Origin of the sequence: Mycolicibacterium monacense (genome assembly GCF_010731575.1) — a bacterium.
In the GTDB taxonomy this organism is placed as follows: domain Bacteria; phylum Actinomycetota; class Actinomycetes; order Mycobacteriales; family Mycobacteriaceae; genus Mycobacterium; species Mycobacterium monacense.
On the sequence record NZ_AP022617.1, the window covers coordinates 3,188,384 to 3,200,957 of the forward strand.

Consider the following 12,574-nt stretch of genomic DNA (forward strand, 5'->3'; position numbering starts at 1 on the left):
CGAGGCCCTCGGCCACTGCATCCACAGCACCCTGCCCTTCGGTGAACAGGTGTGAACTAACTAACACGCCGCGCCGACCTTACTCCGGAGTAAGATACGGTCATGGCCATCGCCCCGACCAAGTGAGGCAGCTGGAATGACCAACACCCTGCCGTCCAAGAACGGCACCTCAGCCCGTCCCAAGCGCGCCGGCAAGGAGAGCGCGGTCGGCCTGCAGCGGCACAAGCGGACGCCGACCGACATCGGCCTGGCGCTGATCACCCCGCTGGTGGGCCAGGAATTCCTCGACCGCTACAACCTGCGGGATCCGTTCAACCGAGGACTCAAGTACGGCGTCAAGCAGGTGTTCTCGGCAGCAGGCGCCTCGACCCGGCAGTTCAAGCGGATCCAGGGCCTCGGAAAGCCGCCCACCCGCCTGGCGAGCGCGCCGAAGGGGTCGGACTACTTCGACCTGACCCCCGATGACGACCAGAAGATGATCGTCGAGACCGTCAAGGAGTTCGCCGAGGAAGTCCTGCGCCCGGCCGCCCATGACGCCGACGCAGCGGCGGCCTACCCGCCGAACCTGATCGCGAAGGCCGCGGAACTGGGTATCACCGCGGTGAACATCCCCGAGGACTTCGAGGGCATCGCCGAACACCGTTCGACCATCACCAACGCGCTGGTGGCCGAGGCGCTCGCCTACGGCGACATGGGCCTGGCCCTGCCGATCCTCGCGCCCGGCGGCGTGGCCGCAGCGCTCACCCACTGGGGCAGCGCCGATCAGCAGGCCACCTACCTGCCCGCATTCGCGGGCGAGAACGTGCCGCAGGCCTGTCTGGCGATCGCCGAACCGCGCCCGCTGTTCGACCCGACCGCGCTCACGACCACAGCCGTCCGCACTCCGGGCGGCTACCGGCTGACCGGAACCAAGTCGCTGGTTCCCGCCGCCGCCGACGCGGAGGTCTTCATCATCGCCGCGCAGCTAGACGGCAGACCGGCCATGTTCATCGTCGAGTCGGCCTCCGAGGGGCTGACCGTCACCCCCGATCCGAGCATGGGTGTGCGCGCTGCCGCGCTGGGCCGGGTGGAACTCGACAACGTGGCGGTACCGCTGGGCAACCGGCTCGGCGAAGTTGAGGCGCCCGCGCCCGAAATCGAACGGAACTATCGCGAGGCGATCGCCCTGTCCCGGCTCGGCTGGGCGGCGCTGGCCGTCGGCACGTCACACGCGGTGCTCGACTACGTGGTCCCCTACGTCAAGGAGCGGCACGCGTTCGGCGAGCCGATCGCCCATCGTCAGGCGGTGGCGTTCATGTGCGCCAACATCGCCATCGAACTCGACGGGTTGCGCCTCATCACCTGGCGGGGCGCATCGCGCGCCGAACAGGGTCTGCCCTACGCCCGGGAGGCCGCGCTCGCCAAGCGACTCGGCACGGACAAGGGCATGCAGATCGGCCTCGACGGCGTCCAGCTGCTCGGCGGTCACGGATACACCAAGGAACACCCCGTCGAACGCTGGTACCGCGATCTGCGCGTGATCGGCGTCGCCGAGGGCGTCGTGGTCCTCTAAGTCAGAAACGGATCCTGTCATGGCAATCAACCTGGAACTGCCGAAGAAGCTGCACGCGGTCATCGAGAAGGCCCACCAGGGCGCCGCGGAGATGCTGCGGCCGATCTCGCGCAAATACGACCTCAGAGAGCACGACTACCCGGTCGAGCTGGACACCCTGGCCACCCTGTTCGAGGGCATCTCCGAGGCCAACACCATCTCGTTCGCGGGCGCCGAGGCGTTCCGCGACGCCGAGGACGGCCCCAAGGGAAACGTCAACGGCGGCAACATGTCCGCGGTCCTCAACGTCACCGAGATCAGCTGGGGTGACGTGGGGCTGATGCTGTCGGTGCCCCGCCAGGGCCTGGGCAACGCGGCGATCTCCGGGGTCGCGACCGACGAACAGCTCGAACGGCTCGGCAAGGGTGTGTGGGCCGCCATGGCCATCACCGAACCGGGTTTCGGTTCGGACTCCGCGGCGGTGTCGACCACGGCCCGGCTCGAGGGCGACGAATACGTCATCAACGGCGAGAAGATCTTCGTCACCGCGGGTTCGCGTGCCACCCACATCGTCGTCTGGGCCACCCTGGACAAGTCGCTGGGACGGGCGGCGATCAAATCGTTCATCGTCCCGCGTGACCATCCCGGCGTGACGGTCGAGCGGCTCGAGGACAAGCTGGGTATCAAGGCCTCCGACACCGCGGTGATCCGCTTCGACAACGCCCGCATCCCGAAGGACAACCTCCTCGGCGATCCGGAGATCCACGTCGAAAAGGGTTTCGCCGGGGTCATGGAGACCTTCGACAACACCCGGCCGGTGGTGGCGGGGATGGCCGTCGGCATCGGGCGCGCCGCGCTCGAGGAGCTCCGCAAGATCCTGACCGACGCCGGCGTCGAGATCTCCTACGACAAACCCGCCCACGCCCAGAGCGCCGCGGCAGCGGAATTCCTTCGGCTCGAGGCGGATTGGGAGGCAGGTTATCTGCTGACCGTGCGTTCGGCATGGCAGGCCGACAACGCCATCCCGAACTCCAAGGAGGCGTCGATGGCCAAGGCCAAGGCGGCCCGGGTGGGCAGCGACATCACCTTGAAGGTGGTCGAGATGGCAGGCACCGTCGGCTATTCCGAGGAGAGCCTGCTGGAGAAGTGGGCGCGCGACAGCAAGATCCTCGACATCTTCGAGGGCACTCAGCAGATCCAGCAGCTCGTGGTGGCCCGCCGCCTGCTCGGCCTGACGTCGGCACAACTGAAGTAGCCGTTCACATTTCGAGTAGCTGCTGGCCCAGGTAACCTCCTTCGGGTGCGCCAGGCGGAATCGCGAACACCGCCGATCCGACGGGCGTGATCCACGGGTTGAGCGCATCGGCGTCGGACAGCCGCTGCTGAGCCGGGACGAACTGGCTGGCCGGGTCACGCTGGTAGGCGAGGAACAGCAGTCCGCTGTCGGAGATCTGGCCGACCGGTGGTGTGTCGTCGTAGTTGTACGGCCGACGGAGGAACCGTTCTGCGTCGGAGCGATGCCGGGCGAGTGCGATGTGCGAGTTCTCCGGGATGACGGGGATTCCGTTGACGGCGGCGGCGAAATCGGGTTCGTCGTGCTCGCGAGATCCGGTCAGCGGCGCCCCGTTGCCTAGTCTGCGGCCGACGAACAACTCCTTGGAGTGCCGGTCCACCTGATCCCATGTGTCCATCTTGGCGCGGATCCGTCGCAGTACCAGGACGGTGCCGCCGGCAAACCACGGTTGGTCCGAACCCGAACACCAGACGTGGTCGTCCAGTGCCGCGCCGTCGAGGCTGACCGTCCCGTCGACCTGACCCATGACGTTGCGCATCGACGTGCCTGCCGGCGACGGACCCGCCGGGGCGCGGTAGCCACGCTGAATCCAGCGGATTGCGGCCATCGTCCGCACGTTCTTGGTCAGCACGCGGTAGGCGTGGCTGAGCGTCAGCAGGTTGTCGCCGCACAGCTGCAGCAGCAGATGCCCACCGCACCAACGGGATTCGAGACGGTCCACGGCGAAGCTCGGCAACGGCCGCAGCGTTGCGGGCCGGTGGGCGGTCAGCCCGACGGCGTCGAAGAGCTCCGGACCGTAGCCGACGGTGACCGTGAGCCGTGCGGGATCGGCGGCGAGTTCGGGTTCGGTGTCGGCCAGCGCCGGTAGCCCTTGGGTCAGTCGCGCTGCGTCCTCGCTCCACAACCTCATGATCGACCGCAGCGTCGCGCGGTCGGTATGCCCCGTACGCAGGTCCAGTGCGACCAGCGTCGTGTATGCCTGTGGGCGCGTGGCGATTCCGGCCTGGTGCACGCCGTGAAAGGGCTCGGTGGCGACGGCCGCGGGCCCCAGACCGCGGGCGCCCGCCGTCGCCGTCAACCCCACCCCGGCGATCCCCGCGGCGGCGGCCCCCGCGCCGAGCAGTGCGCGGCGGCTGAACCGCTCACCCATGGTGGCCACCGCCGTAATGTTCGTCGGCGCCGGGGAATTCGCGCACCTGTGCGGTGATTGGCAGCGTCGAACCGTCGTCGAACGTCGCGGTGATCTCGACGTCCGAGCCGGGTGTCAACGGTGCCGTCAGGTCCATCAGCATCAGGTGGTCCCCACCGGGTACCAGTTCGACGTCCGCGCCGGCGGGCAGCGCGATCCCGCCCTGTTTCGGCTGCATCGTCGGCATTCCGCCGTCTCGGACCACCTCGTGCAATTCGACCCGCGCGGCGGCCGGGGTGGTCGCCGAGGTGATGCGCACCTCCCGGTCGGCGCCGTTGTTCAGGTGCGCGAACGCGGCCGTCATCCCGCCGTCGGCCGCTTTGACCCACGCGTCGTGCACGTGCACGGCCGCCGCATCCGTCGGGGGTCGCCCACCGCCCGAACAGCCGACGAGCAGGCCCGCCGCGAGCACGAACGCCGTCAGCGATGCCCTCATCGGGTCACCTCCGCTCCGCTGCGCCGCCGCGCGAACCCGATCACTGCATCGACGACCAGGAAACCGACCAGGCTCAGCCCCAACAGCGGGACGAACCAGCCGACCGCGGCGGCCAGACCCAAAGTCACCACCGCCGCTGCCGGTGGAATACCGCGCAGGACACCACGTTCGGGCGGATCTCCGACCGGGCCGGCGCCGCGGGTGGGGCGTCGGCGCCACCACATCAGGTATCCGCGCACGATGACCGTGACCAGCGCCGCCGCCAACGCCGCCAGAGCCAGCTGGTTGACCAGACCGAACAGCAGACCCATGTGCAGCTGGATCCCCCAGGCGGCCAGCTTCGCGGCCGGTGGCCAGTCCGCGAACCACGAGGTGTCGGTCACCCGACCGGTGGATCCGTCGACGGCGACGGCGTTGTTCGACATCACCCACGGCTGCCGGGTCTGGGTCACGGTGAACGCGGTGTCGGTGCCCGCCGGAATCGACACCTCCACATGGCCTCCGACACCGACGTCCTGCGCCGAGCGCAGCACCCGGTCGACCTCGTCGACCCGCGGCGCGGCGCCGGTCGACACGACGTGGCCGCCGTGGTCCGCATGCCCCGAGGCGTCCACCGCCGTCGACACGGTCGGCGTCGTCCAGGAAAGCGCCGCCCGCAACGCAGCGATGTTGTCGCCCGCATAATGCGACCAGGTCAACCCGGTCGCCGACAGGAACAACAGACCGCAGGCGATCCACCCGCCGACGGCGCCGTGCCAATTGAGGGTCCGGGCGCGGCCCCGCGCTGTCGGGTCGACGGTGAACAACCGACTCCCCCGCCGGGCCCTCGCGCCCCAGAGACACACGCCCGCCAGCGTGATCACCCACAGCCACGAGGCGGCCAGTTCGCTGTACACCCGCCCGGGTTCGCCGAGATGCAGGCTGCGGTGCAGTTGGTCGATCCAGGTCCGGAGCGGCAGCGCGCCGCTGCTGCCGTAGACGGCGAGTTCGCCGAGCGGTTGGGCGGTGACGGGGTCGACGAACACGGCCAGGCGCTCGGATTCACCGAGTGTCGGATCGTCGAACAGGACCCGCGTCGTGGCACCGGGTTCCCCGGCGGGCCGGACGGCAGTGACCGTCAGATCGGGGCGCACCGCCTGGGCGGCCCGGATCTGCTCGGCGACCGGAACCCGGTCACCGGCGGTGTCGACGTGGAGGTAGTCGCGATAGACGAACTGTTCGAGCGACGGCGCGATCGCATACAGTCCGCCACTCACCGCGGCGATCAACAGGAACGGGCCGACGAATACGCCGGCGTAGAAGTGCAGTCGGCGCAGCAGCGCGGCGACGGCGGAAGGGTCGTGGGTCGTTCGGGCAGGAGGGTCGAGCCGACCCTCGGGTGTGGTCGTCATGCGTGAAGAGCTTTCGTCCGAGGTGGTGGCACGAACGTCGTCGCGCCACGGAACGTCAGCGCGAGTCGACGCGCTGACGGGCGCGCCCGCAGAAGGTGCAGGCGTGTGAGAAGCGGTGCGGCCTCAGCCGCCGAACGACACCGCCGACGGCGGTGCCCGCATTCCCAGCCCGGAACGAAGCAGAAGTAGTTGCACGACAATCGATGTCGTGCGGTGACGGCGCGGCGCCGACGGACGGCCGCGGTGCACCAGGGTGAGCGTCAACCAGCACAGGACCGATGCGCAGACCCGGTACAGGTGGCCGACGAGACAGATGAGCAGGCCGAGCGCGACGGCCGCCAGCGCGTGGGCGAGCATCATGGGCGCCGACGGCAGCACCTCGTGGCCGCCGCCGTGGTGACCGGCGGTCACCGCCAACACGATATGAGTGAGCAGTTGCCCCGCCCCCACCGCGGCGATGAGTCCGGCGGCCTGCGCCCGATCGTTGGCACCCGCGAAGGCCCCGACCGCCGCGCAGACCAGTGCGACCAGCACCAGGGTGGGGCCGGTGGGCACGTCACCGCCGGCCAACGCGTGGGCGGCCATCGCGAAAAGACCCGAGCACGCACCGACCAGCACGCCGCACAGGGCGCCGGCGCGGGAGGTCACCGTGCTCACCGGCCGAACAATACCGTCCTGGTTCGCCGCACCGTCCGATCAGTCGTGTTTGGCCTCGTAGCGCAGCAGGACCGTGCCGCACGGGAAGGTGCGGTTCTCCAACAGTCGCAGCGAAATCCATGAGGGCAGCGTCGGGAAGAACGGGGTGCCGCCGCCCACGGCGACGGGCGCGAGCACGATCCGGTACTCATCCACCAGTCCGGCCTGCACGATCGGTGCGGCCAGCGTCGCACCGGCCACTTCCAGGTTGCCGTCGGTTTCGGCTTTCAGCCTCGTCACCACCTCGACCGGGTCGCCGCGTTCCAGGCGAGAGTTCCAGTCGACGGACTCGAGGGTGCGCGAGAACACGACCTTGGGCATACCGCGCCAGATGTGGGCGAAGTCGACGATCAGAGGGGTGGCGTCCGGGGTCTTGTCGGCGGTCGGCCAGTACGCGGACATCAGTTCGTAGAGCCGCCGCCCGTAGAACGCCAGGGTGGTCTCCCGCTCGAAGTCGTTCCAGTACTGGTGCAGTTCTTCGCTCGGATCGGACCAGTCGATATCGCCTTGTGCATCGGCGATGTACCCGTCCACCGACACGTTGAAGCCATAGATGAGTTTGCCCATGCAGATCAGACTGCACCGGAGGGCAGAACTCAGCGCCGGAATCAGAGTGTCGGAGAGCCGGTGCCGTTCTGGCTACTTCCAGTGTTTACCGCCGTGATAAATATCCCCAGGCCCATGTCCGGGATTCCAGTGGTTCCACGGCGTCCAGTCATACCAGCCGGGTCCTGATACGCAGGCGCTCCAGATCCAGCCGTTCCAGCACAGTCCGGGGTCATCGTCGGCCTGGGCGCTTCCCGCCCCGGTGAGTGCGATTCCTCCCGACACCGCGAGCGTGGCCAACGAGATGAGGATTTTCTTCATGGCTCACACCTCCTCTTGGGTGTCTGCCCAGTTTACGCCGGCCGGTCACCGCAGCTGACTAGCGTGAACGACCATGAACAGTTTTCAGGCGCTGGTGGCGCGGCAGTCGGACGACCAGATCGACACCGCGGTAGAGACTCTGGAGGAATCCGCGCTGCCACCGGGCGAGGTGACGATCCGGGTGCACTACTCGAGTGTGAACTTCAAGGACGCGCTCGCGGTGACGGCCAAGGGCGGTGTGGTCCGCGATTATCCGATCGTGCCCGGCATCGATCTGACCGGTGAGGTGGTGGCCTCGCAGAGCGACGAGTTCGGCGTGGGCGACCTGGTACTGGCCCACGGCTACGACATCGGCACCGGAAAGCACGGCGGTTACGCGGAGTTCGCCCGGCTGCCCGCGGATCAGGTCGTGGCGCTCGGCGATTTGAGCCCGCGGGAGGGCGCCGCGATCGGCACCGCCGGGTTCACCGCCGCGATGAGCGTGGAGGCGCTGACCGAGCGCGGCATCCGCCCCGACGACGGTTCCATCGTCGTGACCGGCGCCAGCGGAGGGGTCGGGTCGGTCAGCGTGGACCTGCTGTCGGCGCTCGGCTATCACGTCGTTGCCTCGACCGGGAAACCCGAACAGGCCGACCTGCTCCGCGCACTGGGCGCGGCAGAGGTGATCGGCCGGCTCCCGGAGGATCCGGATGCCAAACCCCGTCCCCTGGGCAAGGCCCGCTGGGCCGGTGCCGTGGACTGCGTCGGCGGCGCCACCCTCGCCGACGTGCTGAGCACGCTCGCCTACGGCGGTGCGGTGGCGGCCAGCGGGTTGACCGGAGGCCCGGCGCTCAACACGACCGTGATGCCCTTCATCCTGCGTGGCGCCGCACTGCTCGGCATCGACTCGGTTCTGCTCCCGATCGGTCCGCGGCGCGAACTGTGGGCCAGGCTCGGCGGCTCCCTCAAACCACCGCACCTCGCCGACCTCTCCCACGACGTCGACGTCAAGGACGTCGTGGAGGTGATCGACGAGGTGCGGGCCGGCCGGTATTCCGGCCGGGCAGTGGTACGGGTGGCCGGCGGCTTCTGACCGCCGGCCCTCACCGGCCTCAGCCCAGCAGCACGCGCTGCAGGTCGGGCTTCATCTGCTGGAGCTGCTGGCCCCAGTACTGCCATGTGTGCGTGCCGGACGGCGGGAAGTTGAACACACCGTTCTGTCCGCCGGCCGCGATGTAGCGCTCCTGGAAGGTGCGGTTGGTGCGCACTGTCAGGCTCTCGAGGAACTCCTGCGGCAGTCCGCCACCACCCAGTTCGCCGGGCTTCCCGTTACCGCAGTAGACCCAGATCCGCGTGCCGTTGGCGACGAGCTTGTCGATCTGGACCATCGGGTCGTTGCGCAGCCAGGCCTCACTTCCACCCGGACCCCACATCGGTTCGGACTTGTAGCCGCCGGCGTCACCCATCGACAGGCCGACCAGGAACGGCCACCAGCCCTCTGACAGGTTCAGGAAGCCGGACAGGGAGCCGGCGTAGATGAACTGCTGGGGGTGGTAGATGGACAGGATCAGCGAGGCCGATCCGGCCATCGACAGACCGACCGCGGCGCTGCCCGTGGGCTTGACGTCGCGGTTCGCGGCAAGCCAGTTCGGCAGCTCGGAGGTCAGGAACGTCTCCCACTTGTAGGTCTGGCAGCCGGCCTTACCGCAGGCCGGCGCGTACCAGTCGGTGTAGAAGCTGGACTGCCCGCCGACGGGCATCACGATCGACAAGCCAGAGTCGAGGTACCACTCGAAGGCCTGGGTCTCGATGTCCCAGCCGTTGAAGTCTTCACGGGCACGCAGCCCGTCGAGCAGATAGACCGCAGGAGATCCGGGGCCACCGCTCTGGAACTGGACCTTGATGTCACGTCCCATCGACGGTGAGGGGACCATCAGGTACTCAACCGGCAACCCGGGCCGCGAGAAGGCTCCCGCGAGTGCCGAACCACCGGTGAGGCCTACCACGCCTGGAAGCAGTGCCGCCACGACGGCGGCCACCGCGAATCGGCGTGCCCAATGGCCTCGAATCTTGTCAACGATCGTCATGAAGCAATCCATCCATCTTCCGGTTAACCGCGTATCACGCCCGCCCGAGCGGACACAGTCGCCTTTGGCACCGCAGCGATTTTCTGCACTGCGTTGTCCGCGCCCGCTCTGCTCACCGGTGCGGTGGAGAGCGGACCGAGAGAATTCAGTTGTTGCGCACTGAGTAAAACATGGCCCTTTAACTGAGAAAACCCCATAAATGCGCAGGCAGGGCCGTCGCGACTAAAAAGCTGAGGTGAACTGGGGTTCCGCAGAATCTCGGTCGACGGCGCGTCACCTGCGGATACGGCTAATGTCGACGGCCATGCCGAGGCCTCGTTCGTCCGGCGGCGGGCGGCTTTCCGTCGACGACTGGATACACCAGGGTTACGTGATCGTTGCCGAGGAGGGGTTGGCGGCGCTCAAGGTCGACCGTCTCTGTGACCGGCTGGGCGTGACCAAGGGCAGTTTCTATTGGCATTTCGACGATATGCCTGCCTACCGCGCCGCTCTGGTCGCCGCGTGGGGGCGGTTGCGCGACGAGGACTGCAGGCGGCTGGACGACATGGCCGGTCTGCCGCCGCGAGAACGCCTGTCGCAGATGATGTCGGAACTGGTCAGCGCGCCCCACTGGACGATGGAACGCGCGATGCGGGAGTGGGCGCGCAGCGACGAGGCCGTCGCGGCGAGCATGCGGGCGGCCGACCGGGCGTTGGTGGGCAGGCTGCGACGGGCGCTGCTGGATGACGGGTTCGACGAAGAGGACGCCGACCTGCGGGCGAACGCGATCTTCGCCGCGGGAGTCGGCTTCATCCATCTGTCCGGCCCCACCCCTGAGGCGGGCCAGGCCTCCCGGCGCGACCGGTTCCTGGAGCTCATGCTGCGCCGCTGAGCCCGCATTCCATACCAAAAAGTACGGTAAGGTCCCGCCTGTGACCGCCTCCTGCCTCGACGCACGTCTGAGCCGAGATTTCGTCACCCGCCTGGCCGAGCGCGCGTACGACGCCGAACAGCTGCGCTGTCTGCCCCAGGCCACGGTGGACGATCTGATCGCGTCGAAGATCACCGATCTGCTGGTGCCTGCCCGCTACGGCGGCCAGGAGGCGCCCTACCCCGAGATTCTGCGTCCCGTACGGGATGGCACACGGCTGTGCATCGAGCGCGTGGACCATCGGCTTCTACATCCTGCACAACTGGATGCTCGCGCTGTTCGGCGAACAGGCCCAGGCCGAGGCGTTCGCCGACCGCCCGTTCCTCGCGCCGGCGCCGTTGGCGCCCACCGGACGGGGCCGCCCCGATGGCGATGGCGTGCGGTTGAGCGGCAGGTGGTCCTGGGCCACCGGCGTGATGCACGGCAACTGGATCATGGTGGGTGCGCTCTGCGGACCCGACGACGGCATCTACCCGGCGCTCGCCCTGCTGCCGATCGCCGACGTCACCGTCGAGGACGTCTGGCACACCGACGGCATGCGCGCCACCGGCTCCAACGACGTCGTCATCACCGACTCGTTCGTCCCCGACCATCGCCTCGTCCGGGTGACCGATATCTACGCGGGAACCGCTCCGGGCGCACGACTGCACGACGCACCCACCTATCGGTGGCCGATGGTGCCCGCCCTGGCGCTACTGGCCGCCATGCCCGCACTGGGCAGCGCCGAACGTGTCATCGAGATCTACGCCGAGCGCCTCGGCGAACGCGTGCTGGCCTACGAGGGCGTCAAACAGAAGGACAAACCGCTCGCCCAGGCCCGGCTCGGCGAGGCCGAGGTGCGGTTGCGCGCGCTGAGGGGACTTCTCGACGACACCGTCGGCGGCATCGAGGCGCTGGTGCGCGACCGCGATGCGGTGCCGCTGACCGTGCGGGCGCAGGCCCGGCTGGTCGCGGCGCACATTGTGCACGAATCCCGCGCGGTGATCGGGATGCTGATGGAGGCCTCGGGTGCGAGCGCCCACTTCGTCGCGAATCCGCTGCAGCGCGCCAGACGTGACGTCGACGTGCTCGCGGGTCACGTCATCTTCGACTACGACACCAGCCGCGAACTGGCGGGGGCACTGGCGATCGGCGCACGGATCCCCCCGTTCGCGATGGTTTGATCAGATATGCCTGGTTTACGCGACACCGTCACCCATACGTTCCAGAAGCGCATCGCCAACCCGGTGATGCGGAGGTTGCCGTTCCAGACCCTGTTGGAGACCACGGGCCGCAACTCCGGTCAGCCGCGTCGAACGCCGTTGGGCGGCAAGCGAATCGGCGATCAGTTCTGGTTCGTCTCCGAATTCGGCGAACGATCGCAGTACATCCGCAACATCAAGGCCGACCCGCACGTCCGGGTGCGGCTGCGCGGCCGCTGGCACACCGGCGTCGCCCACCTGGTGCCCGAGGACGACCCGCACGCAAGGCTGCGGGAACTCCCGCAGTTCAACAGCTTCGGCGTCCGCACGTTCGGCACCGACCTGCTCACCGTGCGGGTGGACCTGACCGGCTGAGGCGGGCCAGCGACGACAGATTGCGCAGCGAGTTGTCGAGATGGTCCTGCCCGAAGGGCGGGAACGTGATGTGCTCGCGAAGGTGTGCAGACACCGCCGACCAGTCGTAGGTCAGCGTCACCTCGGTCCGGGCGGGTCCGAGCGAGACGAGGTCGTATCGCCAGGTCCAGCCACCGAATTCGAGTTCACCGTTGACGCGTTGGCCCGGCTCCCACGCGATGACGCGGGGAGGGTCGAAGGCCACCACCTTGTTCTCCATCTCGTAGTGGCCGTCCGGAAGCCGATCGTGATACATCGCGATCCGGAAGAGCTGCCCCTCGGCCGTCAACGGCGTGCCATCGAGGGATTCGCGCACCCACCCGGTGCCGTCGATCGCCGCATGGGTGGACGGGTCGGCGAGCACCGCGAAGACGGCCTCCGCGGCGGCGTCGACGGTGGTTTTCGCGGTCATCACGTCGTTCGGCATCCAGGTACTCCTTGTTCGTGGTGTCGTGATGTAGGTAAGACCACGGGAAGAGCGGAAAGTCATCTCGGGGCGAGCGAAGCGACGGGAGAGTTGGACGGGGCCTTGTGCCGACCCGGAGATAAAAGTAACGTCAGTTTTAGTTCTGCACCGCCGTCCCGACGCACTGTCACTG

13 protein-coding genes and 1 pseudogene are annotated in these 12,574 nt (G+C 68.3%); 6 read left to right on the forward strand and 8 right to left on the reverse strand.

Features of this window, described 5'->3' with window-relative positions:
* The first annotated feature begins 136 nt into the window (after positions 1 to 136).
* Together G6N49_RS15350 and G6N49_RS15355 are read left to right on the forward strand one after the other, a co-directional pair.
* Positions 137 to 1,552 carry an acyl-CoA dehydrogenase family protein gene (locus tag G6N49_RS15350; RefSeq protein ID WP_064876454.1) on the forward strand — a complete coding sequence of 472 codons (1,416 nt, stop codon included), beginning with the start codon at positions 137 to 139 and terminating at the stop codon, positions 1,550 to 1,552.
* A gap of 19 nt (positions 1,553 to 1,571) precedes the next feature.
* Positions 1,572 to 2,786 carry an acyl-CoA dehydrogenase family protein gene (locus G6N49_RS15355; RefSeq protein WP_011559010.1) on the forward strand — a complete coding sequence of 405 codons (1,215 nt, stop codon included), beginning with the start codon at positions 1,572 to 1,574 and terminating at the stop codon, positions 2,784 to 2,786.
* Between the two features lie 4 nt (positions 2,787 to 2,790).
* On the opposite strand, the gene G6N49_RS15360 is transcribed toward G6N49_RS15355, so the two are convergent.
* The 6 genes from G6N49_RS15360 to G6N49_RS15385 all read right to left on the reverse strand — a co-directional run bounded on the left by G6N49_RS15360 (position 2,791) and on the right by G6N49_RS15385 (position 7,404).
* Positions 2,791 to 3,975 carry a Dyp-type peroxidase gene (locus G6N49_RS15360; RefSeq protein ID WP_083044699.1) on the reverse strand — a complete coding sequence of 395 codons (1,185 nt, stop codon included), beginning with the start codon at positions 3,973 to 3,975 and terminating at the stop codon, positions 2,791 to 2,793.
* Positions 3,968 to 4,450 (reverse strand): copper chaperone PCu(A)C, encoded by a 483-nt coding sequence (locus G6N49_RS15365; protein WP_011855179.1) that lies wholly within the window; start codon positions 4,448 to 4,450, stop codon positions 3,968 to 3,970. Before G6N49_RS15365 ends, G6N49_RS15360 begins: the two co-directional genes overlap by 8 nt.
* Entirely contained in the window at positions 4,447 to 5,841 is a 1,395-nt protein-coding gene (locus G6N49_RS15370) for a PepSY-associated TM helix domain-containing protein (protein WP_011855178.1), read from the reverse strand. The genes G6N49_RS15365 and G6N49_RS15370 overlap by 4 nt, the downstream gene beginning before the upstream one ends.
* 123 nt (positions 5,842 to 5,964) lie before the next feature.
* Positions 5,965 to 6,498 carry a hypothetical protein gene (locus tag G6N49_RS15375; protein WP_234789172.1) on the reverse strand — a complete coding sequence of 178 codons (534 nt, stop codon included), beginning with the start codon at positions 6,496 to 6,498 and terminating at the stop codon, positions 5,965 to 5,967.
* Positions 6,499 to 6,537: 39 nt separating this feature from the next.
* Positions 6,538 to 7,104: a dihydrofolate reductase family protein gene (locus G6N49_RS15380; RefSeq protein WP_011855176.1), complete on the reverse strand. Its 567-nt coding sequence runs from the start codon at positions 7,102 to 7,104 to the stop codon at positions 6,538 to 6,540.
* 72 nt (positions 7,105 to 7,176) lie between these two features.
* Positions 7,177 to 7,404, reverse strand: a complete 228-nt coding sequence (locus tag G6N49_RS15385; protein WP_131811353.1) for a hypothetical protein — start codon at positions 7,402 to 7,404, stop codon at positions 7,177 to 7,179.
* A 73-nt stretch (positions 7,405 to 7,477) separates the two neighbouring features.
* On the opposite strand from G6N49_RS15385, the gene G6N49_RS15390 reads away from it, so the two are divergent.
* Positions 7,478 to 8,476, forward strand: coding sequence for an acrylyl-CoA reductase family protein (locus tag G6N49_RS15390; protein WP_083044628.1), 999 nt, complete (start codon positions 7,478 to 7,480; stop codon positions 8,474 to 8,476).
* 19 nt (positions 8,477 to 8,495) lie between these two features.
* Here G6N49_RS15390 and G6N49_RS15395 read toward each other — a convergent pair whose 3' ends face one another.
* Entirely contained in the window at positions 8,496 to 9,470 is a 975-nt protein-coding gene (locus tag G6N49_RS15395; protein ID WP_041309526.1) for an esterase family protein, read from the reverse strand.
* A 292-nt stretch (positions 9,471 to 9,762) separates the two neighbouring features.
* Here G6N49_RS15395 and G6N49_RS15400 point away from each other — a divergent pair, with 292 nt between their 5' ends.
* The 3 genes and pseudogenes from G6N49_RS15400 (at position 9,763) to G6N49_RS15410 (ending at position 11,936) form a co-directional block, all read left to right on the forward strand.
* Entirely contained in the window at positions 9,763 to 10,341 is a 579-nt protein-coding gene (locus tag G6N49_RS15400; protein WP_049771536.1) for a TetR/AcrR family transcriptional regulator, read from the forward strand.
* Positions 10,342 to 10,381: 40 nt separating this feature from the next.
* A pseudogene (locus G6N49_RS15405) lies at positions 10,382 to 11,543 on the forward strand (acyl-CoA dehydrogenase).
* 6 nt (positions 11,544 to 11,549) lie between these two features.
* Positions 11,550 to 11,936: a nitroreductase/quinone reductase family protein gene (locus tag G6N49_RS15410; RefSeq protein WP_083044629.1), complete on the forward strand. Its 387-nt coding sequence runs from the start codon at positions 11,550 to 11,552 to the stop codon at positions 11,934 to 11,936.
* Here G6N49_RS15410 and G6N49_RS15415 read toward each other — a convergent pair.
* Positions 11,908 to 12,402, reverse strand: coding sequence for an SRPBCC family protein (locus G6N49_RS15415; RefSeq protein ID WP_011855171.1), 495 nt, complete (start codon positions 12,400 to 12,402; stop codon positions 11,908 to 11,910). The genes G6N49_RS15410 and G6N49_RS15415 overlap by 29 nt on opposite strands.
* Between the last annotated feature and the right edge of the window lie 172 nt (positions 12,403 to 12,574).

Excerpts from the sequence above, each read along its gene's own strand:
- G6N49_RS15395 (WP_041309526.1), bottom strand. The coding sequence starts at position 9,470 with ATGACGATCGTTGACAAGATTCGAGGCCATTGGGCACGCCGATTCGCG.
- G6N49_RS15380 (WP_011855176.1), bottom strand. The coding sequence starts at position 7,104 with ATGGGCAAACTCATCTATGGCTTCAACGTGTCGGTGGACGGGTACATC.
- G6N49_RS15390 (WP_083044628.1), top strand. The coding sequence starts at position 7,478 with ATGAACAGTTTTCAGGCGCTGGTGGCGCGGCAGTCGGACGACCAGATC.
- G6N49_RS15385 (WP_131811353.1), bottom strand. The coding sequence starts at position 7,404 with ATGAAGAAAATCCTCATCTCGTTGGCCACGCTCGCGGTGTCGGGAGGA.
- G6N49_RS15365 (WP_011855179.1), bottom strand. The coding sequence starts at position 4,450 with ATGAGGGCATCGCTGACGGCGTTCGTGCTCGCGGCGGGCCTGCTCGTC.
- G6N49_RS15355 (WP_011559010.1), top strand. The coding sequence starts at position 1,572 with ATGGCAATCAACCTGGAACTGCCGAAGAAGCTGCACGCGGTCATCGAG.
- G6N49_RS15415 (WP_011855171.1), bottom strand. The coding sequence starts at position 12,402 with ATGCCGAACGACGTGATGACCGCGAAAACCACCGTCGACGCCGCCGCG.
- G6N49_RS15410 (WP_083044629.1), top strand. The coding sequence starts at position 11,550 with ATGCCTGGTTTACGCGACACCGTCACCCATACGTTCCAGAAGCGCATC.
- G6N49_RS15360 (WP_083044699.1), bottom strand. The coding sequence starts at position 3,975 with ATGGGTGAGCGGTTCAGCCGCCGCGCACTGCTCGGCGCGGGGGCCGCC.
- G6N49_RS15400 (WP_049771536.1), top strand. The coding sequence starts at position 9,763 with ATGTCGACGGCCATGCCGAGGCCTCGTTCGTCCGGCGGCGGGCGGCTT.
- G6N49_RS15370 (WP_011855178.1), bottom strand. The coding sequence starts at position 5,841 with ATGACGACCACACCCGAGGGTCGGCTCGACCCTCCTGCCCGAACGACC.
- G6N49_RS15350 (WP_064876454.1), top strand. The coding sequence starts at position 137 with ATGACCAACACCCTGCCGTCCAAGAACGGCACCTCAGCCCGTCCCAAG.